The following is a 19,140-nucleotide window of genomic DNA, read 5'->3' on the forward strand; positions in this document are numbered from 1 at the left end:
GGTCACCCAGGGCCTCGCCCCTGCTTCCCTCCTCGTCAGGTCGCACATCGGCCGGCGCTCGCGGGGCCGCCGGCCCGGGGGTGCCTTCCGTAGTACCCGCCCTGCGGCGAACCGCACCTAGAGGTGAAGAGCGGGGACGGAGGCGCGCCTGCTCGAGCCGCCTCGCCCAGCAGAGCAGAGCAGAGCACGGCGAGCCCGGGCGCGGGGTGGCGCGGATGCTGTCGAAGCGGGCGAGGAGTCTGCCGCTGACGGCGCGGGCGGCCAGGGCGCGTCCGGGCATCATCAGAACCGAGGCCGAGCTGGAGCCGGGAATTCCACCGGAGCGTGACCATGCAGGCGCCCGGACCGGGATGTCGGCACGCGACAACCGCTCTACGCACCGCCCCAGGTGTCACCGGAGTCCCCGCCACCGCCGTGCCGCCACGGCTCCTGCGTACCGAAGCGGACCCACAGCAAATAGGCGCCCGTGCCCAGCGCCAGCAGACCGACCGGGATGACGACTGCCAGCAATACGGTGACCACCACGTCCGCCTCCTCGACCACGCCTCGGCAACCCGCAGGACGCACAATGGGTCCTGCCGTCAACTTAGCCGCAGGGATCGGAGGTTGGCCCGCTGATGCAGTTCCTCATCGTCATCGGTGCGTTCGCAGGACTCTTACTCGTATGCCTCCTCCCGATGCTCGTCATCGGGGCGCCCAAGGAGTGGTGCCGCACCTGCAAGCACCAGAGCTACGACCACAGGGACGGCACGGGAGAGTGCTCGGGAGAGGACTTCGGTGTCGGTGAGTTCACGCCGAGCGGCACCTGTCCGTGCGGGGGGTACGTGCCGAACAGAAAGCCCCGATGACCGCGCTCAAGTACGGTCACCGGCGGCCACCGGGCGATCCGCCGAGCCGGCGTCGCGCAGGGCCTGCGGGCGCTTGATCCGGTGGCGGCGATCCCTGGTCGGCGGGCGTCGCTCGGGAGCGCGTGGAGGCGCTGAGGGCAGTCGTCACGGCCTGGGGAGGTGCGTCAGCTGCCATCTGGTCTCTCCGTCGTGCCACTGGTCGGTGGGAAGGAGACCGGCTCCGGCGGCAACGGCGTTGGATGCGATGTGGTCGGGGTGGATGTGGGCGACGACCGTGTGCACCGCGTGCTTCCCCAGCCAGTCGACGAGTCCTTGGGCTGCCTCGGTGGCGATGCCACGCCGCTGCCACGCGGTTCCGACTACCCAGGCGATCTCCGCAGCGGCGCCGCGCTCCTCGGCGGTGATCGTCGCTTGGACATAGCCGGTCAGACAGGAGGCGTCACGGAGGTGGATGACCCAGTTGCACCAGGATTGCCCGGGGCGGGGTGAGCCGGCCGCCAGGCGTTCGTAGCGGGCGCGCAGGTCCTCGGCGGTGTCCGGGGTGCCGCCGGTGAACGTGTGCAGGCCGGGGTCGGACAGCACCGTGACCATCTCGTCGGCGTGCTCGACCCGCAGGGGAAGGAGGGCCAACCGGTCGGTGTGGATGGTCTGGGGCTTGAGGATGATGACGCTGCCTCCGGGTTTGAGACGTTCGACGAGTATGGCCCCTGCGGAGCGGGCGCCGGCTCGGACCAGGGCGACAAGGTGGGGGCGCGTTCACCGCGTGCCACCGGTTCTGGGCGGACTCGACTCCCTTGAAGACCACCGCGCCGGCGGCGTGGCGGGCCGGGCGCGGCTAGAGGCCCTTCCCGGCGGCGGCCGGCGGGGCCGGGTCCGCGGCGACCGCCCGTCGTCAGGCCGCTGCCGAAGCACCGACAGGCATTACCTTTTTCCCTTTTATACGTTTTGGGACTTTTGGGCGTGGGAATCGAGCGGAGGTGCCGGCCGCTCCCGGCGCGGACCGAGCCCTACGGACACCGGAAAGGGGCACATCGTGAGCAAGCTCGGCGGAGCGTTCAAGGTCATCCGCGGCATGAAGCAGGAGGCCGACGGCAAGGCGCTGAGCGACCCGCGTCTTCGGGACGCCGGCCGCCGCCTCGCAGCGCAGGGCCACGACGAGATACACCGGCGCCGGCCATGAGGCCGGCCCCGGGCCAGGTGTCCTGCGCCGTCGCGGGGCCGGCCGGCCCTGGTACGGCGCGGGGAGGGTGAACGTCCGGCCGCTTCCCGGCCGGTCGCAGCCCGTTCGCGGCGCGGCCGGTCGCGCACCTTGCCGCCGGTCGCGGGAACGTTCACAGACCCCCGAGGCCGGGTGAGTCGCCGTTGAAGTCCTGCCGGAGGAGGGTCCGGTTCGCGCGCGGGAGGCGGCGAGGTGGAGGGCAGGTGGGGCGCGGGTGCGAGCGGATGCTTCTTCGGCATCCGGACGAAGCCGTACCGCATCACCGTGCGCAGCACCCGCTCCTCTATCGACGCCCTCTGCCTTCATGGCGGCCTCGACCGCGGCTTCACCGAGCCGGGTGACGCCGCCGCTCTCGCGTGGCCGGCGGGCGTGCCGGACCGCGACGGCGCTCACGGCGAGTGCCTGGGCCGCGAGCGGCAGCCACCCTCCACCGATCGCGGCGGCGGCCGTTCCGGCGGCGAGCAGGACCGGCACGGCGACGGTGCACAGCCGGCGGATGCTGCGCCGCTTCGCCTTCCAGCGCGCGACGGCCGGCGAAGTCGCCGGCACGCCGTCCGGCAGCCCCGGCTCACGGAGCAGGTGGCCGAAGGACGAGGCGTTCACGGATGACCGCCGGCGACGGTGCCCGCCGCTCGTCCCACCCCAGGTCGGCGGGCACGACGCCGTCCTGCTCGCCGATCAGGCCGAGCAGCCCGGCCTCGACGTCGTCGCGGGGCACCGAGCCGGCACCCGCACCCGGTAGGTCCCGTACTCCTTGCCGGCCACCTCCAGACGCCCCTCGGCGTGCATGCGCGCGAGGGCGACGTTCGGCACGTGGGAGAAGCTGCCCGCCCACAAGCGGGTCGTCTCGTACAGGTCCAGCCCCGCCGGTAGCCGGCGCGGCGGTCCGGCGGTGGCGGCCAGCCGCTCCCAGGCCCGCCGCCGCGCCCCGCGGGCGACCGTCCCCACCACGAGCAGCATCAGCACCGGCACCCCACCGGCGACGAGACCCCATCCGCTCCCGAGCAATCCCACGCCCCCGCCTCCCCCACACTGCGACGCGCTGCCCGAGGCGCCCCCGCGCCGAGTCCCCCGCACCCGCGCGCGGACCGGTCTCCCTGTCTGCCGGGGCGGCAGCAACGCGAGCGCCCGGCCGGCCGGATGGCGCCGGGTACTCCCCCGCTGCCGAACTACTCGCCGGTACCGTCGAGCACCACGACCACAGCCGGGATCACGCCACGCCCTGCCTGATCACCCGTCGCCGACACACCGGCTCACCGCCGTGAAGCCGCCGCGCCGCATCACCCCCCGCCGCGTTGCGCCCTGGAGTGCTTCCCGCAGAGGCGGATCCTTGTCGTGGTGCCCCCGCTGGACCTGGACGGAGCGGCTCACCGGCGGGCGGATGCGCGGCCAGCGTTCCGGGAGCCGCGAGGGGCCCTTCCGGCGGCCCGTTCAGTGCGCGCCGGGGGCCGCGGGCCCGTCCGCGCTGTAGACCCGCACGCCGCCCACGTACGTCTCGACCGTGCGGACCGCGTGGAGGTCGGCGGGGGCGATGGCGAACGGGTCGCGGTCCAGGACCGCGAGGTCGGCCAGACGGCCGAGCGCGATCACACCGGCGTCGTCCTGATGGTTGACCCATGCCGAACCGGCCGTGTAGGCGGCGAGGGCGTCGCTGAGAGCCAGGCGCTGTTCGGGCAGGAACGGGGGGCGCAGGTCCGGTTCGCCCAGCTCTTCCGCCCATACCTGGCGGTTGACGGCGACGTGGATGCCGTGCCAGGGGTCGGGGCTGGAGACGAACCAGTCGCTGCCCGCCGCGAGGACGGCGCCGGCCGCGTGCAGGGCTGCGAAGGGGTACTGGCGCCGCCCCCGTTCCTCGCCGAGGAAGGGCAGCGTCAGCTCGTCCATCGCCGGTTCGTGCGCCGCCCACAGCGGCTGCATGTTCGCGGCGGCGCGCAGGGTGCGGAAGCGCGGGATGTCGTCGGGGTGCACCACCTGGAGGTGGGCCAGGTGGTGGCGCAGGCCGGTGTGGCCGTGCGCGGCCACGGCCGCTTCGAGCGAGTTCAGCGCCTCGCGGACCGCCCGGTCGCCCAGGGCGTGGAAGTGGATCTGGAAGCCGTGGCCGTCGAGGGCGATCACGGCGTCGCGGAGCACGGCCGGGTCGACCATGGAGATCCCGGCGTTGTCGCCCGGGCAGCCGCAGGAGTCCAGGTAGGGCTCCAGCATGGCGGCGGAGAAGTTCTCCACCACCCCGTCCTGCATGATCTTGACGCTGCCGGCGGTGAAGCGCCGGCCTGCGGCCGCCTTCTCGCGGCGGGCGAGCAGCGAGTCGATCTGGCCGAGGTCCTGGTCGCGTTCCCACCACAGCGCTCCGCGCACCCGTGCGGTCAACGAGCCGTCGGCGTCGCAGGCGAGGTAGGTGTCGAGGGGGTCGGGGAAGCCCGCGTACGTGCCGACGAGGGCGTCCTGCCAGCCGGTGATCCCGAGTGAGTGCAGCAGTTCCTGGGCGGCGAGGAGCCCGGCTCGGGCTTCGGCCGCCGAGGCGGGGGGCACGAGGGCGCCGACGAGGGTCATGGCGCCCTCGTGCAGTACGCCGGTGGGTTCGCCCGTGGCGTCGCGCTCGATGCGGCCGTCCGCGGGATCGGGTGTGTGCCGGTCGACCCCGGCCATAGCGAGGGCGCGGGAGTTCACCCACGCCGAGTGTCCGTCGCGGACGGGGAAGTAGGCGGGCCGGTCGGGGAGGATGTCGTCGAGCCGGTCGCGGTGCGGCAGACCGCCCGGAAAGGCGTCGAAGGACCAGCCGCTGCCCTGGATCCAGGCGGCCCCTGGGTGGGCGGCGGCGTAGGCGGCGATCGTGGCTCGGTAGTCGGGGGCGGTGCGGCCCGCGCTCAGGTCGCATCCGAGCATGCCGATCCCGGCGATCACCGGGTGGACGTGGGCGTCGGTGAACCCGGGCTGTACGAACCGGCCGCCGAGGTCGGTCACCTCGGTGCGCGGGCCGATGTGCTCGCGGACCTCCCGGTCGGTGCCCAGGGCGGTGATCCGGCCGCCGGTGACGGCCAGTGCCGATATCCGGTGGCGTACGGGGGATGCCGTCCAGATGGTGCCGTTGAGGAGGACGAGGTCTGCGTGGCGCATGTGCGGGCTCCGGTGGGTGGGACGGGAGAGGGCTGGAGGGTAGACGGGATGGGAGAGGGCTGGAGGGTGGGATGGGGTGGGGGGTGGGGTGGGGTGGGTGGGGGCAGGCGTGGCGGCGGCCGGGTCCGGGTCGCGGTCAGCCTGCGGAGGCGGCCGGGGCGGGCGCGAGAGGGGTCGGCGGCTGGGTGAAGTAGGCGGCCCTGCGCCGGTAGCGGGTCCACAGGGCGGCGGGTATGCCGAGGGCGATGACGGTGAGCGGCAGGACGGTGAGGAAGCGCCCGTTCTCGGCGTCGAAGGCCAGGTGGTCCACCGAGTACCACTGCTGGTGGGCCACGAGGCCGCCGAGCAGCAGCAGCGCAAGGCCGCCGAGCAGCGGCAGCAGGCCCACGACGAGCATGTCCCGTATCCGGCCCCCCAGTTCGCGGCGGAAGGTGACGACGCAGGCGATGCCGCCGACCCCGTACATCAGCGAGACCAGGATGCCGACGGAGTTGACGACGGCGACGACCACTTCGGACAGCGGCCCGGCGGCCAGCCCCGCGAGTGAGACCCCGACGGCGAGGGCCGCGATGCGCACGGTGGAGGTGGCCGGCGTGCCCCAGGCGGGGTGCAGCCTGCTCCAGCTCGCACCGAGGACCCCGTCGCGGCCCATGGCGAGCGTGAGCCGGGCCCCCGCGATGACGCTCGACTGCATGCAGGCGACGGTGGCGAGGAGCATCGCGGCGAGGGCGGCGGTCGCGCCCGCGGTGCCGTAGAAGGTGCGGGCCAGTTCGGTGACGCCGGACAGCGGGTCCGCGAGCTGCCGGGGTGTCAGGGCGTGCAGGAAGCCGGTGGCCGAGAAGAGGAAGAACCCGGTGGTGAGGAGGATCGCGATGATTCCGGCCCGGCCCGGCGAGCGGACCGAGGTCGACTCCTCGACCACGGAGAAGGCGCTCTCCCAGCCCCAGAACATGTACGCCGCCATCACGGTCGCTCCGAGCAGCGTGAGCGTGTCGGGGAAGGCGAACGGCGAGAACCACGAGGCGGAGACGGGGGCCGCGTCACCCCGGACGAAGGCGGTGGCCACCAGGACGGTGACCACGACCGCGGAGACGCCGAGCAGCACGCTCTGCACCGCGGTGGCGCCCCGCACCCCCCGCAGCGCACTCACGACGATCAGGCCGCTCCACACCAGGCCGGTGGCGGTGACCGCGAGGGCGTCGTCCGCGGAGAGCGCCGTGAAACCTGCCTCCGCGAGCAGTGCGAGGGTGAACTGCCCGGTGAGCTGGCCCGCGTACGACAGGAACAGGATGTTGGTGGCGACCGAGGTCCATCCGGTGAGATAGCCGGTCCAGGGACCGAGCGCCCGGCGCACCCAGACGTACGCCGTACCGCAGTTGGGGTCACGGGCGGCGAGCCGGGCGTAGCCCCCGGAGACGGCCAGGATCGGCAGGGCCGCGAGCAGGAAGGCGGCGGGCATCGCGGTGCCGGCGAGCGCGGCGAGGAAGGCGAGGCCGATGCCGACGCTGACGGTGGGGCTGATGTTGGCCAGCGCGATGACCACGCCGTGCCGGGTGCTGAGGGTCTTGCGGAACGTGGCGACGGGCGGCGACGCCTCGCCCGAGGCGGGGCTTCCGTGGTCCATGAGCAGCACTCCTCGGTTCGGGGTGCCCCGCAGACAACCGCCCGCCGCACTATTTTGTCAACGGTGTGGGTAAAAAGATTTCACGCCGCCCGGCAGGGCTTGCGGAGGCGCTGGCCGGCCTGGTCTGATCGCCTCATGGCAGTACGAGGCAGAGGCCGTCCCCCCAAGGTCGAGCTGGACCTGCGGATCATCGTGGACGCCGCGCTCGCGCTGACCGACGAGGAGGGCGCGGCGGCGCTCAGCGTGCGGCGGCTCGCCGCCAGACTGGGTGTCGACCCTTCCGCGCTGTACCGGCACGTCAGGGACAAGGACGAACTCCATCTGGCCCTGGCCGACCGCCTGTTCGAGGAGGCGCTGACCGGGTTCGAACCCTCCGAGAGCTGGCGCGAGACGCTGCGCGACCTCGCGCTGCGCACGCGCGACACGGCGCTGCGCCACCCCGGCGCGGCGGTCGTGGCCACCTACCGCACCACCCGGCGCCCCGCCGAGATGCGGATCGTGGAGCACATCCTGGCCGCCTTCGGCCGGGCCGGCTGCTCCCCCGCGCTGGCCGCCGTACTGCACCGGGTCTACGGGGACTTCTCCCTGGCCTGGGCCGGGATGGACGCGGCGTTCGAGACACTCGACGGGGCGGCCCGTACGGGCGACGAGCAGGCATGGACCCGCGAATACCCCGCGGCCGACCCGGTCGCCTTCCCCGCGATCGCGCGGAGTGTGGCCCACATGGCGCGGCTGGACGGGACCACGGTGTTCCTCGCCGCGCTGGAGACCCTTCTGGACGGGCTCGCGGCGCGGATCGCGGCGGAGGCCGCGAGCCGGGGCCCGGACGGCCGGCGCACCGGCACGGCCTCGGCCCCCTGACCGGCGGGTGGTCAAGGGGCGGGCCGCGGCCGCGGAGTGCGAGGCGGTGCTCGCCTTCGATCGGGCCGGGTGGCGGCGAGGAAGGCGGCGCTGTCACACGGGGCGCCGTCCCGCCGGGGCCCGGGGCCCGGGGCCCGGGCAGGGGTTTGGGGGTAGCGGCGCAGGCCGGCACGCGCGACAGACAGAACGCGTGACAGGACCCGGAACAAGCGACGTGACAGGCGACGGGACAGGCGACGTGGCAGGACCCGGGGCAGGTGACGGGACAGGCCTGGGCCATCGGAGGGCGGCGACGAGGGCGACGACGGCGATGAGGGCGGAGGCCCAGGTGCGCAGGCGCCCAGCGGCGTGGCCGGACGCGGGCGGCGGCCCAGGTGCGCAGGCGCCGCCCGGCGGCGTGGCCGGACGCGGGCGGCGGCCGATCAGGTCCCGGGCCACACGGCGTGGCCCGGTGGCCGCGAGGCCGTCTACACGGCCGGTGCGCCGCTCTGTGCCGCCTTGCGGTGGCGGGCGGTCAGCCGCGAGCCGGACTCGCGCCGTGCGGCGCGGCGCAGGAGCGGTATCGCGAGGAGGAACCCGAGGACCGTCCAGGCCGTGAGGATCAGGGCGACCATGGGCAGTTCCCAGGAGCCGGCCGCCTCGGCGGTCCGTGCCGAGTCCGGGAGCAGCGCCGAACGCAGCCCTTGCGCCATCCACTTGAGCGGAAAGACCGCGGCCACCTGCTGGACCGGCACGGGCAGCGCGGTGATCGGGAACACCGTCCCCGAGGTGAGCAGCAGCCCCATCGTCGGCAGCATGACCAACGCCAGGGCCTCGCGGGGGTTGGGCAGTACGGCGCCGATGGCCGCGCCGAGCGGTATGACGGCGAGTAGCCCGAGTGTGGTGACCCACAGCAGCGTCAGCCAGTCGCCCGGCCCGTGCGGCAGCGGCCCGTCCACCAGCAGCGCCCCGGCGGCCAGGAGCAGCGCCAGGGTGCCGAGTGCCAGGACGACCATCAGCAGGCATTTGGCGATGAGGTAGGCCGGGATCCCGCCGGGCGTGGCGCGCAGCCGCAGCAGGGCGCCCTCCTCCCGCTCGGTCACGAGGAGCTGCGGAAGGTTGATCAGCCCGACCTGGAACAGCAGGTAGGCGGCGAAGCCCGCCAGCACCAGATGAGTCATCGGGGTCCGGGTCCCGGGCACGTCGTCGCTGACGTATGCGGCGACGAGCAGCGCGACGACCACATTGGCCAGATGGCCGGACATCTCCTTGCCGTTGCGCAGGAAGTGCCGCAGCTCGATTCCGCCGCGCTGGAGTCCGGCACGCCGGCTGTTCGTCCTGTTCGTCATGTCCGTCCCCCTCATGCGGCCGGTGCCTCCTCGTGCGCGTCCCTGCCCGTGCCGGCGGCTTCACCCTTGCCGGCGGCTTCATCCGTGCCGGCGGCTTCGTCCGTACCGTCTGCTTCGTCCGTGCCGGCGGCCTCCCGGTGCACCATGTGCAGGTAGGTGTCCTCCAGCGTCGGGCGGCGGACCTCCAGGTCGGCGATCGGGCCGTCCGCGTGCCGGTGGAGTTCCCAGACCAGCCGTGAGGGGTCCTTGGTGCGTTCGCGGCGGGGCGTCCCGTCGTCGGCCGTCCAGCGGACCTCGGCCTGGGCGGCCGCCCGCCGGGCCAGTTCCACGGGTGTGCCACAGGCGCGGATCCGGCCGCCGACCAGCATGGCGATCCGGTCGGCGAGCCGCTCGGCTTCCGCCAGGTCGTGGGTGGTGAGCAGGACGGTGACGCCCTCGTCGCGGGCCAGCTGTTCGACCAGGAGGTGGAAGTCGTGGCGCGCCTGAGGGTCGAAGCCGGTGGTCGGCTCGTCGAGGAAGAGGAGTTCGGGACGGCCGACGATGCCGAGCGCGACGTCGAGGCGCCGGCGCTGGCCGCCGGACAGCCGGTCCACCTGCCGGCCGGCATGGTCGGTGAGGCCGACCAGGGCCAGCAGTTCGGCCGGGTCGCGCGGGTCGGGGTAGTAGGTCGCGAAGTGGGTCAGCAGCTCGGCGACCCGCCAGCGGCGGTGGTCGCGCCAGGACTGCAGGACCAGGCCGATCCGGGCTCGCCAGGCGTCGCCGCCCCGCTCGGGATCCCTGCCGAGGACGCTCACCTGCCCGCCGGAGCGCGGTCGGAAGCCTTCCAGGATCTCGACGGTGGTGGTCTTCCCCGCGCCGTTGGGCCCGAGCAGCGCGAACACCTCGCCGCGGTGGATGTCCAGATCGACGCCGCGCAGGACGTCCGTATCGCCGTACGCCATGGTCAGATCGCGTACCCGGATCACGGGCTGGACGCCGTTGCGCCCGGACGCCGTCATCGGCCCGCTTCCGCGCGGGGCCGCTGCCGTGCCGGCCCGGCCGCGGGCGCGGCGCCGTCGACGATGGCCCGCAGCGCCGCCACATGCCCCTCGAAGGCGGTGCGGCCGCGGTCCGTCAGCCGTACCTTGGTACGGCGGTTGCGGCCGCCGCCCTCCTTGTGGGTCTCCAGGTATCCGGCCCCCTCCAGGGTGTGCAGCTGCTTGGAGAGCGCGGAGTCGCTGAGCGAGAGGCTGTCGCGGACGAACGCGAAGTCCGCCCACTCGGTGGCGGCGAGGAGTGCGACCACCGAGAGCCGGGTGGCGGGGTGGATCAGGTCGTCGAAGCCGGCGGGGGTGCTCATCGGCCCGCCTCCTGCCCGGCCGCCGGTTCGCCGCCGCTGCGCACCGAGTCGGCCGCCCAGCGGTTGGTCAGGCCGAGGGAGAGCAGGTACACGGTCACCGCGGCCGTGGCCTGGAGGGGGCCGGCGTAGATCGGCGCCAGCGGCTCGGTCAGGTGGTCCGACAGCACGGTCGTCCCGCCGACCAGGATCGCCGCCGCACCGAACGCGGCCCACGCACGTCCGGGGTAGCGGGTGTGGTGCAGCTGCATCCGCCTCCTGCGGCTGAGCATCACGACCAGCCCGCTCAACAGGCCGACGTAGGCGGCCACGAACAGTGCGACGCCCCACTGGGGCAGGTCCATGCCGACGCCGGCAAGGAAGACCCACATGAGCGCGGCCGTGCCGTAGGTCATGCCGCGCCCGCCGGACGTGGAGCGCTCGAACTCGTCGTACACCCGCTCCTGCGGCACTCGGATGCGCTGGAGATCCTTCCATGCCTGTTCGGCATCCACCGGCATGCTCACGGTCATCGCCCTCCCGCTCCCGATTACTTTCCTACAAGGAAAGTAACTCCTGGCTTTCCTCCTAGGCAAGTCGGAGGTGTGCCGGTACGTGCCGGTGCTGGGTACGGGTCCGTCATCGGCCGGGTGGTGCAAGGGGAGGTCGAGGCGCTCGGCCCCTGCGAGCCGCACGATGAGAATGACGAATCGCCAGGCGGAAGGCCGCTTCCGCGCTGCGTAAGCTCAGCAATGCGTACCGAGATCGCACAGTGAACGCACCCTCCGGCACCCTGCCGCAGATCGCACGTCCGCCTTCCGCTCTGCGGACACAGGAGCACGACGAGCAGTACAAGCGAGAAGGAAAGGAATGATGCGCCCATGAAATACACCGTCTCCACCGAGATCGCCCTGCCGCGGGAGAAGGTGGCCCAGCTGCTCGCCGACCCGGCACATTTGCCCTCATGGCTGCGGGGCCTGGTGCTGCACGAGCCGCTGAGCGGGGAGCACGGGCAGCTCGGCACCACGTCGCGGGTGGTGATGCAGATGGGCCAGCGGACGATGGAGTGCACCGAGACCATCACACGCCGAGAACCGGCGGACCTGCGCGAGATCCCGAAAACGAGCGCCGTTCACTTCGACCGCGAGATCGTCGGCGAGGGCATGTGGAGCGCCGTGCGCGACCGGCTGACCGAAGCCGGCCCGGAAACGACGCTCTGGGAGAGCGAGAACGAATACCGGTTCAGCGGCTTCCTCATGAAGCTGGCGGGACTTCTGATGCCCGGCGCCTTCCGCAAGCAGTCGCAACAGCACCTGCAGGACTTCAAGGCGTTCGCCGAGCAGGGAAAGGACGTACGCGAGGCGACGGACTGATCTGCCGTAACCGGTCAGGCGTCTGACGGTGTGGAGTGCTGTCCCCTGCGGATCCCGCCAACTGCCCGGCCTTCCGGCCGATGAACGCCCGGGCGGCGGAAGCGATCGCCCTTTTCCTGCGGCACAGCACAGCAGGACGCCCACGCCGAAGGCATGGGCAAAGGGAAGTTGTTCCGAACCACGACAGCCGACCGGGACGCTACCCGCCCGTACATGCTGCCATCAGACGGAACGCCCGCATCGGTGCGGGGCCCGCCGAGGTGCGGCGGGCGGGGCACGGTCAGGCCGCGGCCGGGGGGTCGGTCGTTTCGGTGGCGCGGCGGTATGCGGCGTTGATGCGCTGGGCTTCTTCGAGCTGGTCTTCGAGGATGATGATGCGGCAGGCGGCCTCGATCGGGGTGCCCTGGTCGACGAGTTCCCGGGCCCGGGCGGCGATGCGCAACTGGTATCGGGAGTAGCGCCGGTGGCCTCCCGCGGAGCGGAGCGGGGTGATGAGGCGGGCTTCGCCGATGGCGCGCAGGAAGCCCTGGGTGGTGCCGAGCAGTTCGGCGGCCCGGCCCATGGTGTAGGCGGGAAAGCCGTCGTCGTCGAGACGGTCGTACGTGTCGTCTGCGGTCATTGCACCTCTCTCTTGGGACGCATGGAGGGGCCCTGGTGCCGTACGGCACCAGGGCCCCGAAGGAACTGCTACACCATCTGCCGGCCCTGATCCTGCGCCGGCCTTCTGTGTCCGCGGACCCGACCGAGATGCTGTCGGGGGCGCGGGGATCGCGGTTGCTTGACCGGAGACCACCTCACTATCGATGTCCTGCGGTACCCGGGCTCACGTCTTCCGCCCGGGCGATCCTGATGGCGCTTCGTCCCTCCGCTTCTTCCCTCGGTGATCAACTACTTTCCCAACGGGAACTGCGTACTGCTGGTGATGCCGGTACTGCATTACTGCGTACTACTGGTGATGCGAACTGCTCTGCGGCCTGTGACAGCGCCGCTCTTCGACAGCCAGCCCCGTTGCCCGTCCTGCGTCTGCTCTGGCTTGGAACCCCACTGCCGAACTTCCCGGTGCGCGCGCCCGCAGCCGACGCCTTCACCGAGGTACTGCTCACTGACTTCACTGCTGGGTACTGCCACTTCGGTACTGGCGGCCCCTGATCACTGCGGGCCACCCGGTCCGGTCGTCAGTCCCGTCGCCGTCCTGCAACCACCCTGGCTTCGACACTCCACCACCGCACCGTCGTGCGAACTGCAACTGCGGGTACTGCTGCCCGGCAGTTCGTCTCTGCCGGGCCCTGCGGTCTCTCTGGCTACGAGAGAAACCATAACCACCCCACCACCCAATGTCTACTCCGGCCGAGATAGATTTTCGCGTGTTCGACAGTGAGGTAATCACCCTCGAACAGTGGCGGGGCCGTGAGCGAACCCGAGGCTTCGGCCGACCCAGCTCAGGGGCAACCGCCTCGCCCGCGCCACCGCCGCGATCCGCCCATGCGGCCGGCGGCAGGACCGTGAGCACCTCGCTCCCCCGGTCACGCCAAGGCGTCTGGCGTGGACGGTTTGGACGGTTCCCCCTGTTCGGCAAGCGCACGGCAGTCACGCGGCGCGAAGGTTCGGCTGAGCGATGAGGCGACGAGGGCGGTGGCGTCGTCCAGCCGTGGTCGACGACCCGGGCTGCTCCGCCCCGTACCGCAGGCCCACCGTGTGACGCCAGCGCCTCGCGGGCAGGCTTCCGCCGACGGCCCGCCGGGAACTACGGCAGCTGCTTGCCGGCCTCGATACGCAATTCCGCCGCAGGACACTTCTCGACCCTGACCCAGACCCAGGCCATTGGCTGGACCGGACCGGCAGACCGTATCCGTGGTGGCGTCGACGGCTGTACGTGGGCGCATGACCGTAACAGCGTTCGCTCTACGGGCTGGGGACGTCCTCTCGACCACGAAGGCGCCCTGAGGCGACTCGTCTCCTTGTCGATACGCACAGCGGCCCGCTGGAGGGATGGGCGCGCGGTGGGCGGTGTCGGCGTCGTGTGCCGGGCGGGCAGGGGGCGACGGCCGGCGGTCAGGCGGCGGGGTGCTTGATGCTCTCGATGATTCTGGCGAACCCCTCCGCCCCGTGGCCGGCGTCCACCTGGCGCTGGATGAGCCGCTGGACCATGGCGATCGGCTCGGCGCTCACGCCCTGCTCGGCGCTCGCCTCGATGAAGAGACCGAGCTGGGAGAACTCCAGACTCTGCTGTCCCGGGACGGTGTAGTCCCCGCCGTCGATGACCTCGGCGAATCCCGCGAGTCCGCCGGTCATCGCGGTCAGCCACGGTGCGGCCAGCTCCGCGAACCGGCTCGCGGACACCCCGGCCGGCGCGAGCATGGCCGCACCGTGCATGAACCCCGCGAACATCACGTACATCGACGAGAGCAGCGCGAAGTCGTACAGCGACGCCAGCCCCGCGTCCTCGCCGTAGTAGGTGCTGCTCGCCCACAGGTCGAGCAGCGCCGCGTGCTCACGGAACACCTCTTCCGAGCCGCTGTACAGGATCGAGGCACCCGGCTGTCCGATCATGGACGGCACCGCCATGATGCCGCCGTCCAGGTAGGCGATCCCGGCCTCGGCGGCCCAGGCGGCCAGCTGCCGTGCCTGCTCGGGCTTGGTCGTGGTCACGTTGATCAGCGTCCGTCCGGCCAGGTCGCCGACGAGCGGGTCGAGCACCTCGTGCACCGAGTCGTGGTCGAAGAGGCAGACGATCACCAGCCGGCTCGCCCGGACCGCCTCGGCAGCCGAGGCCGCCTCCACCGCCCCCCGCGCGACGAGCGTGCCGGCCTTCCCCGCCGAGCGGTTCCACACCGTGGTCCGCAGCCCGGCCTTCACCAGTACGTCGGCGAGCACGCTGCCCATCGCGCCGAGTCCGAGGACGCTCACGTGGGTGTGGTGGTTCTCCGTCATCTCATTCCTCCGTCGGGTCTTCGTCGGGTCTTCGTCGAGTCCGTCGATGCCTCAATCCTCCGCAGGGTCAGTAGGGTTGACCAGTACGGACTATTTAGTGGGGTACTTACCCGAGGGTGAGCGTCCCCGGACGACGCGGAGGCGCGCATGGCGACGTCGGCACGGCAGGGCCCCTACGTCTGCGGGATCGACGCGGCGATGGACGTCGTCACCGGCAAGTGGAAGTCCCTGATCCTCTGGGAACTCCAGGAGCGCGGAACACGCCGCTTCTCGGAGCTGCGGCGCGGTCTTCCGGGCGTCAGCGAGAAGATGCTCGTCCAGCACCTGCGGGAGATGGAGGAGGACGGCCTTGTGCACCGTGAGGTGTATCCCGTGGTGCCGCCCAAGGTCGAGTACTCCCTGACGGAGCACGGCGTCTCCCTCAACGCCGCGCTGGAGTCTCTGGCGGTGTGGGGGCAGGAGCGGATCCGGCGGATCGGCGCGGAGAAGATCACCGTCGAGGCTGCCTGAGACGTAGCCGGCCAGGTCGTGGCCGGTGTCCTTCGCCGGTCCCTTGAGTGTCTGCCGATCGGGGGCCGCGGGGTGGGCAGACGGAGGTCTGATGCGGCGCGTCGGTGATGTGGATCGATGGCGGGGGGACGGCTGAGTTCGGGTGTCCGCCCGAGTGTCCCCCTGACGGTCCAGCGGAGGTTGAACGCGATGTCGAGCGTGCGTGCGGATCGTGCGGGAGGGACGGCGGGGGAGGCGCGGGGGCTGCGGTTGCCCGGGATCGTCCTGGGGGTCGGTCTGGGCGGTTTCGTGGACGGGATCCTGCTGCATCAGCTGCTGCAGTGGCATCACATGCTGACCAGCACCGATCACGACCGGATCGGGGTGAAGTACTACCCGGCGAACACCGTGTCCGGGCTGGAGATGAACACGGTGTGGGACGGGATCTTCCACACGCTCTGCTGGCTGGCGGTCCTCGCCGGTCTGGCGATCCTGTACGCGCGGGTGACGCACCACCGGCGCCGGGTGTGGACATCGGCGGCGCTGTGGGGCTGGATTGTAGTCGGCTGGGGCCTGTTCAACCTGGTCGAGGGCATCGTGGACCACCACATTCTGGGCATCCACCACGTCTACGCCGGGGAGCAGCAGCTCTGGTGGGACCTCGGGTTCCTGCTGCTGGGGGCGCTGCTGGTAGTGGTGGGGTGGCTGATGCAGCGCCGGGCGGTGGCTTTCGACCCGCAGGGTGACGGCCCGGTGCGCGAAGCGCCGCACGCGTGAGCGTCCGTCAGCATCCCGCCGTGCACGAGGAGATGGGCGGCGTGCCGTGGGAGGTGCTGGCGCCGGCGGTGGTGGTCGTGGTGCTGGCGGGCGGCTATCTGCTGCTGGCCGCCCGCGCCGGCCGGCGTCACGCGCAGGCCGGGTGGAGCCGGTGGCGGACGGGCTGGTTCCTGGCCGGGTGCGCGCTGCTGGCGGCCGGGGTGCTGCCGCCGGTCGCCCCGTGGGCTCACGGTGATTTTCGTGGCCACATGCTCCAGCACCTGCTGATCGGTATGTACGCGTCGCTCGGGCTGGTCCTGGGGGCGCCCGTCACGCTGCTGCTGCGGAACCTGCCCGCAGGGCAGGGCCGGAGGCTGACCCGCCTGCTGCGCAGCCGCCCCGCGCACGTGCCGGCCCATCCGGTCACCGCGCTGGTGCTGAGCGTGGGCACGCTGACGCTGCTGTACTTCACGCCGCTGTACAACACGTTGTCGGCGGACCCCTGGCTGCACTGGCTGCTGCACGCGCACTTTCTGCTCACCGGGTGTCTGTTCGCCTACGCCATCGCCGGCCCCGATCCCGCGCCCGCCCGGCCCGGTGTGCGGGCGCGGCTGGTGGTGCTGGGGGTGGCGATCGCCGCGCACGCGGTGATCTCGCAGCTGATGTACGGCGGGTTCGGCATCGACATCCACGCGCCCGTCGAACAGGTCCGAGGCGGCGCGGAGATCATGTACTACGGCGGCGACATCGCCGAGCTGCTCCTGGCCGTCGCGCTCGTGGCGACCTGGCGCCCGCGGCGCACCGCAGGTGCTGGGCGGGTACGCGGCCGCGCCCGTGCGACGGCGGCCGCATCACCGCGGGCGTAGATCTGCCTTCTTCTGCTCCGTGGCCTTCTGGGGGGAAAGCCCCGACGCCTGGGAACGAGCACTCCCCCGGATCCGCCCGCGCTGATCCACCCGCGCTGATCCACCCGCGCCCGCCCGGGTCGGCGCCGGCCGGTGGGCCGGTGTTCCCGGCGCGGCGAACCTCGCTTGCGTACTGCCGCCCCTTGGATGCGCGGCCACCCGGCACCGGTGGGCAGGACGGGGGCGGACCCCGCGGGTGCGAACGGGGCCCGGTCTGCCGCAGGCCGAAGGAGAGGGAGAGCTTCCGGGCGAAGGCGGCCGCCGGCAGGCCGGCACAGGCGGGCGGGGCGGGGCCGGTGCAGGCGGGCGGGCGGGGCCGGTGCAGGCGGGCGGGCGGGGCGGGGCCGGTGCCCTGCAGGAAGCTTCCTCTTCGGCCTCAGACAGGCGCCCGCCGCTCCAGGGGGGCCTCCGGCACGAGGTGGCAGACGAGCAGTTTGAGGAAGAACAGCGGAGCGAACCAGGCGAGTGCGGCGGGCAGGGGCAGCCAGAACAGGTTGACCAGGACGGCGGCCATCCACAGGGCCATCGCCAGCAGCCGCCTGAGGTGCAGGGGCGAGAACTCCACGATCACCGCCCCGCCGAGCAGCAGGGCGCCGTTGACGAGCGTCCAGGTCTGGTCACCGGACAGGACGACCAGCCCCATCGCGGCGAGGTGGATCAGGTGCGCCGAGACGAACACCAGCCGGGCGCGCCTGGCCCCGGGGGCGGCCCGGTGGTACCAGCGCTTCGCGGCGTTGGTGGCGTTGGTCAGGACGCCGCCGATCAGATCGAACCCGGCCAGAGCGACCACGACGAGTTGCGTGGTGGACCAGTGGCGTGCGGCGTGCGAGGTCCACACGCCGACGGCCAGGAGCAGGGCGCAGCCGAGAAGGCCGAGGATCTCCACGGCGGACTCGGAACGGGACTTGCCCGGGCCCATGAACCGCTCGAGGCGTCCCGCGAGGCCGGGCCGGGTGGCCGGGACCTCCCAGGAGATCCGCAGATCAGTGCGCATCGGCCGGCGCCTTCCCGTCCGCTGCGGCGGCCGCCCCGCCCCACAGGCCGTACAGCAGGCTCCACAGCTGCGCCACCGTCTCGTCTTCGAGAGGGACCGCGGCCGCGCTGGGGCCGCTCGTCAGGCGGGCCAGGGCCCGGGCGTCGGCGGCCCGCACGACCGCCGCGGTCACCGACACCAGCAGCCCGTGGTCGATGTCGGTACGGATCAGCCCGAGCCGCTGCCCGTCCGTGATCATGTGGCCGAACCAGTCGAGCCAGGGCCCCGCCTGGGTGCGTTCGATGGCGGCGTCCGCGAGCGCCAGGTCGTCGGGGTGGTCGCGGAGGTGGACCGCGAGGGCGGTGGAGCCGGCGGCGAACCGGGAGCGGAACGCGGCCTCGTCACGGGCCTGGCCCCAGGGGCCGAGGGCGTCGAGCAGCCGCTGGAGCACCCCGTCGAGGACGGCGGCGAGCAGGTCCTCACGGCCGTCGAAGTAGTGATAGGCGGCGGTCTTGGAGACCCCCGCCGCTTCGATGATCTTGTTGTAGGAGGCGCCTGCGGTGCCGTGCTCGGCGAAGAGCCGGCGCGCCGCGCCCAGGATGTGCTCACGGCGTTCGACGGGCAGGCGGTCGAAACGGGGAAGAGGCATGACCTCACCGTACCGGTGGGGTGTACTACTAGTACACCCCACCGGTACCTGTAGGGCGTCCCGCGGCTACGGGCGCAGGGTGCGGCCCTGCTCGCGCAGGTGTTCCGTCAGGATGCGGACCGCCTTGGGGCCGAGACCGTGCAGGGCCAAGAGTTCGGCGGCGGTGTGCCGGGCGATGGCGTCGAGGGTGGTCAGGCCGGCGCCCGTCAGGGCCTGGGTGGCCGGGCGGCCGATGCCGGCCGGGAGGTCGCCGACGGGCCTGTCGGCGGCGGCTTCCGCCGCGGCCAGGGCCCTGGCGAGCCGTCGGGGGGCGCGGGCGGCCCAGGCGGCCCGCACCAGGGCGTTCAGCTGCCGGCCGTCGACGTCGGCCAGCGGGACGCGGAAGCCCGCCGGGCGCCCCGCCCGGAAGAGGCGCTCCCCCGTGGGGTGCGCGGTCGCCGCCTCCGCCGTCGCCTCCTCGGGCAGGCGCAGCCGTACGTCCCCGTCCTTCGTCAGCTCGGCGAACACCCTGCCGCCTACGGAGTAGGTCGCGGTCCCGGGGCGGCCGGTGTGCTCCCCGGCCTGCGGGAGGGCCAGCGCGTAGGTGCGCAGGTACGCCTTGGTCGTCATCCGCGCAGTGTTCCACGCCCTGCCGGCGCACCGTCTGCGCGGCTCTGGCCGTGGGCGTCGCCGGCCGGGGCTGCCACCGTGGACTCCTGCGGGCATGCCGTCGCACCGGGAGCTCCCGGATCTGCCGGGCGGTGGACTCGCCTTGT

At 72.6% G+C, this 19,140-nt stretch carries 22 protein-coding genes; 8 read left to right on the forward strand and 14 right to left on the reverse strand.

The window, feature by feature from the left end:
• Positions 1 to 372 precede the first annotated feature (372 nt).
• The gene (locus tag ACZ6RC_RS27900) at positions 373 to 525 is read right to left on the reverse strand and encodes a hypothetical protein (protein WP_432121498.1); all 153 of its coding nucleotides are present in this window, start codon (positions 523 to 525) and stop codon (positions 373 to 375) included.
• A gap of 92 nt (positions 526 to 617) precedes the next feature.
• On the opposite strand from ACZ6RC_RS27900, the gene ACZ6RC_RS27905 reads away from it, so the two are divergent.
• Entirely contained in the window at positions 618 to 848 is a 231-nt protein-coding gene (locus ACZ6RC_RS27905) for a hypothetical protein (protein WP_469588191.1), read from the forward strand.
• 144 nt (positions 849 to 992) lie between these two features.
• On the opposite strand, the gene ACZ6RC_RS27910 is transcribed toward ACZ6RC_RS27905, so the two are convergent.
• Positions 993 to 1,478 carry a GNAT family N-acetyltransferase gene (locus ACZ6RC_RS27910; protein ID WP_469588194.1) on the reverse strand — a complete coding sequence of 162 codons (486 nt, stop codon included), beginning with the start codon at positions 1,476 to 1,478 and terminating at the stop codon, positions 993 to 995.
• Between the two features lie 403 nt (positions 1,479 to 1,881).
• On the opposite strand from ACZ6RC_RS27910, the gene ACZ6RC_RS27915 reads away from it, so the two are divergent.
• On the forward strand, positions 1,882 to 2,028 hold the full coding sequence (locus ACZ6RC_RS27915) for a hypothetical protein (RefSeq protein ID WP_453619854.1): 147 nt from the start codon (positions 1,882 to 1,884) through the stop codon (positions 2,026 to 2,028).
• 343 nt (positions 2,029 to 2,371) lie between these two features.
• Positions 2,372 to 2,809 carry a hypothetical protein gene (locus ACZ6RC_RS27920; RefSeq protein ID WP_469588198.1) on the forward strand — a complete coding sequence of 146 codons (438 nt, stop codon included), beginning with the start codon at positions 2,372 to 2,374 and terminating at the stop codon, positions 2,807 to 2,809.
• Here the strand turns inward: ACZ6RC_RS27920 and ACZ6RC_RS27925 are convergent.
• The 3 genes from ACZ6RC_RS27925 to ACZ6RC_RS27935 form a co-directional block, all read right to left on the reverse strand.
• A complete protein-coding gene (locus ACZ6RC_RS27925) occupies positions 2,746 to 3,081 on the reverse strand; it encodes a hypothetical protein (protein ID WP_469588202.1) in 336 nt (111 codons plus the stop codon). The two genes, ACZ6RC_RS27920 and ACZ6RC_RS27925, sit on opposite strands and share 64 nt — an antisense overlap.
• 417 nt (positions 3,082 to 3,498) lie before the next feature.
• Positions 3,499 to 5,181: an amidohydrolase gene (locus ACZ6RC_RS27930; protein ID WP_469588205.1), complete on the reverse strand. Its 1,683-nt coding sequence runs from the start codon at positions 5,179 to 5,181 to the stop codon at positions 3,499 to 3,501.
• A 136-nt stretch (positions 5,182 to 5,317) separates the two neighbouring features.
• Entirely contained in the window at positions 5,318 to 6,805 is a 1,488-nt protein-coding gene (locus ACZ6RC_RS27935) for an APC family permease (RefSeq protein WP_469588208.1), read from the reverse strand.
• A gap of 135 nt (positions 6,806 to 6,940) precedes the next feature.
• On the opposite strand from ACZ6RC_RS27935, the gene ACZ6RC_RS27940 reads away from it, so the two are divergent.
• A complete protein-coding gene (locus ACZ6RC_RS27940; protein WP_469588211.1) occupies positions 6,941 to 7,666 on the forward strand; it encodes a TetR family transcriptional regulator in 726 nt (241 codons plus the stop codon).
• A 467-nt stretch (positions 7,667 to 8,133) separates the two neighbouring features.
• On the opposite strand, the gene ACZ6RC_RS27945 is transcribed toward ACZ6RC_RS27940, so the two are convergent.
• The 4 genes from ACZ6RC_RS27945 to ACZ6RC_RS27960 are packed head-to-tail and all read right to left on the reverse strand — an operon-like array spanning position 8,134 to position 10,842.
• A complete protein-coding gene (locus tag ACZ6RC_RS27945) occupies positions 8,134 to 8,994 on the reverse strand; it encodes an ABC transporter permease (RefSeq protein WP_469588214.1) in 861 nt (286 codons plus the stop codon).
• 11 nt (positions 8,995 to 9,005) lie between these two features.
• On the reverse strand, positions 9,006 to 9,992 hold the full coding sequence (locus ACZ6RC_RS27950; RefSeq protein WP_469588217.1) for an ABC transporter ATP-binding protein: 987 nt from the start codon (positions 9,990 to 9,992) through the stop codon (positions 9,006 to 9,008).
• Positions 9,989 to 10,333, reverse strand: a complete 345-nt coding sequence (locus ACZ6RC_RS27955; RefSeq protein WP_469588220.1) for a transcriptional regulator — start codon at positions 10,331 to 10,333, stop codon at positions 9,989 to 9,991. Before ACZ6RC_RS27955 ends, ACZ6RC_RS27950 begins: the two co-directional genes overlap by 4 nt.
• Positions 10,330 to 10,842, reverse strand: a complete 513-nt coding sequence (locus ACZ6RC_RS27960) for a hypothetical protein (RefSeq protein WP_469588223.1) — start codon at positions 10,840 to 10,842, stop codon at positions 10,330 to 10,332. Before ACZ6RC_RS27960 ends, ACZ6RC_RS27955 begins: the two co-directional genes overlap by 4 nt.
• Before the next feature lie 348 nt (positions 10,843 to 11,190).
• On the opposite strand from ACZ6RC_RS27960, the gene ACZ6RC_RS27965 reads away from it, so the two are divergent.
• A complete protein-coding gene (locus ACZ6RC_RS27965) occupies positions 11,191 to 11,682 on the forward strand; it encodes an SRPBCC family protein (RefSeq protein ID WP_469588226.1) in 492 nt (163 codons plus the stop codon).
• Positions 11,683 to 11,962: 280 nt separating this feature from the next.
• On the opposite strand, the gene ACZ6RC_RS27970 is transcribed toward ACZ6RC_RS27965, so the two are convergent.
• Both ACZ6RC_RS27970 and ACZ6RC_RS27975 read right to left on the reverse strand, forming a co-directional pair.
• Positions 11,963 to 12,301: a MerR family transcriptional regulator gene (locus tag ACZ6RC_RS27970; protein ID WP_453619839.1), complete on the reverse strand. Its 339-nt coding sequence runs from the start codon at positions 12,299 to 12,301 to the stop codon at positions 11,963 to 11,965.
• 1,433 nt (positions 12,302 to 13,734) lie between these two features.
• Positions 13,735 to 14,613 (reverse strand): NAD(P)-dependent oxidoreductase, encoded by an 879-nt coding sequence (locus tag ACZ6RC_RS27975; protein ID WP_469588230.1) that lies wholly within the window; start codon positions 14,611 to 14,613, stop codon positions 13,735 to 13,737.
• A 147-nt stretch (positions 14,614 to 14,760) separates the two neighbouring features.
• On the opposite strand from ACZ6RC_RS27975, the gene ACZ6RC_RS27980 reads away from it, so the two are divergent.
• From ACZ6RC_RS27980 to ACZ6RC_RS27990, 3 genes are all read left to right on the forward strand, one after another.
• Positions 14,761 to 15,123, forward strand: coding sequence for a winged helix-turn-helix transcriptional regulator (locus tag ACZ6RC_RS27980; protein ID WP_453619836.1), 363 nt, complete (start codon positions 14,761 to 14,763; stop codon positions 15,121 to 15,123).
• A 198-nt stretch (positions 15,124 to 15,321) separates the two neighbouring features.
• The gene (locus tag ACZ6RC_RS27985) at positions 15,322 to 15,879 is read left to right on the forward strand and encodes a DUF2243 domain-containing protein (RefSeq protein WP_469588234.1); all 558 of its coding nucleotides are present in this window, start codon (positions 15,322 to 15,324) and stop codon (positions 15,877 to 15,879) included.
• A gap of 32 nt (positions 15,880 to 15,911) precedes the next feature.
• Positions 15,912 to 16,724, forward strand: coding sequence for a cytochrome c oxidase assembly protein (locus ACZ6RC_RS27990; RefSeq protein ID WP_469588849.1), 813 nt, complete (start codon positions 15,912 to 15,914; stop codon positions 16,722 to 16,724).
• A 415-nt stretch (positions 16,725 to 17,139) separates the two neighbouring features.
• Here ACZ6RC_RS27990 and ACZ6RC_RS27995 read toward each other — a convergent pair whose 3' ends face one another.
• From ACZ6RC_RS27995 to ACZ6RC_RS28005, 3 genes are all read right to left on the reverse strand, one after another.
• Entirely contained in the window at positions 17,140 to 17,757 is a 618-nt protein-coding gene (locus ACZ6RC_RS27995) for a hypothetical protein (RefSeq protein WP_469588239.1), read from the reverse strand.
• Positions 17,747 to 18,385, reverse strand: coding sequence for a TetR/AcrR family transcriptional regulator (locus ACZ6RC_RS28000; RefSeq protein WP_469588242.1), 639 nt, complete (start codon positions 18,383 to 18,385; stop codon positions 17,747 to 17,749). The genes ACZ6RC_RS27995 and ACZ6RC_RS28000 overlap by 11 nt, the downstream gene beginning before the upstream one ends.
• A gap of 66 nt (positions 18,386 to 18,451) precedes the next feature.
• Positions 18,452 to 18,994 carry a hypothetical protein gene (locus ACZ6RC_RS28005; RefSeq protein ID WP_469588245.1) on the reverse strand — a complete coding sequence of 181 codons (543 nt, stop codon included), beginning with the start codon at positions 18,992 to 18,994 and terminating at the stop codon, positions 18,452 to 18,454.
• Positions 18,995 to 19,140 lie beyond the last annotated feature (146 nt).

The sequence above is a fragment of the Streptomyces sp. NPDC048353 genome (assembly GCF_055587165.1).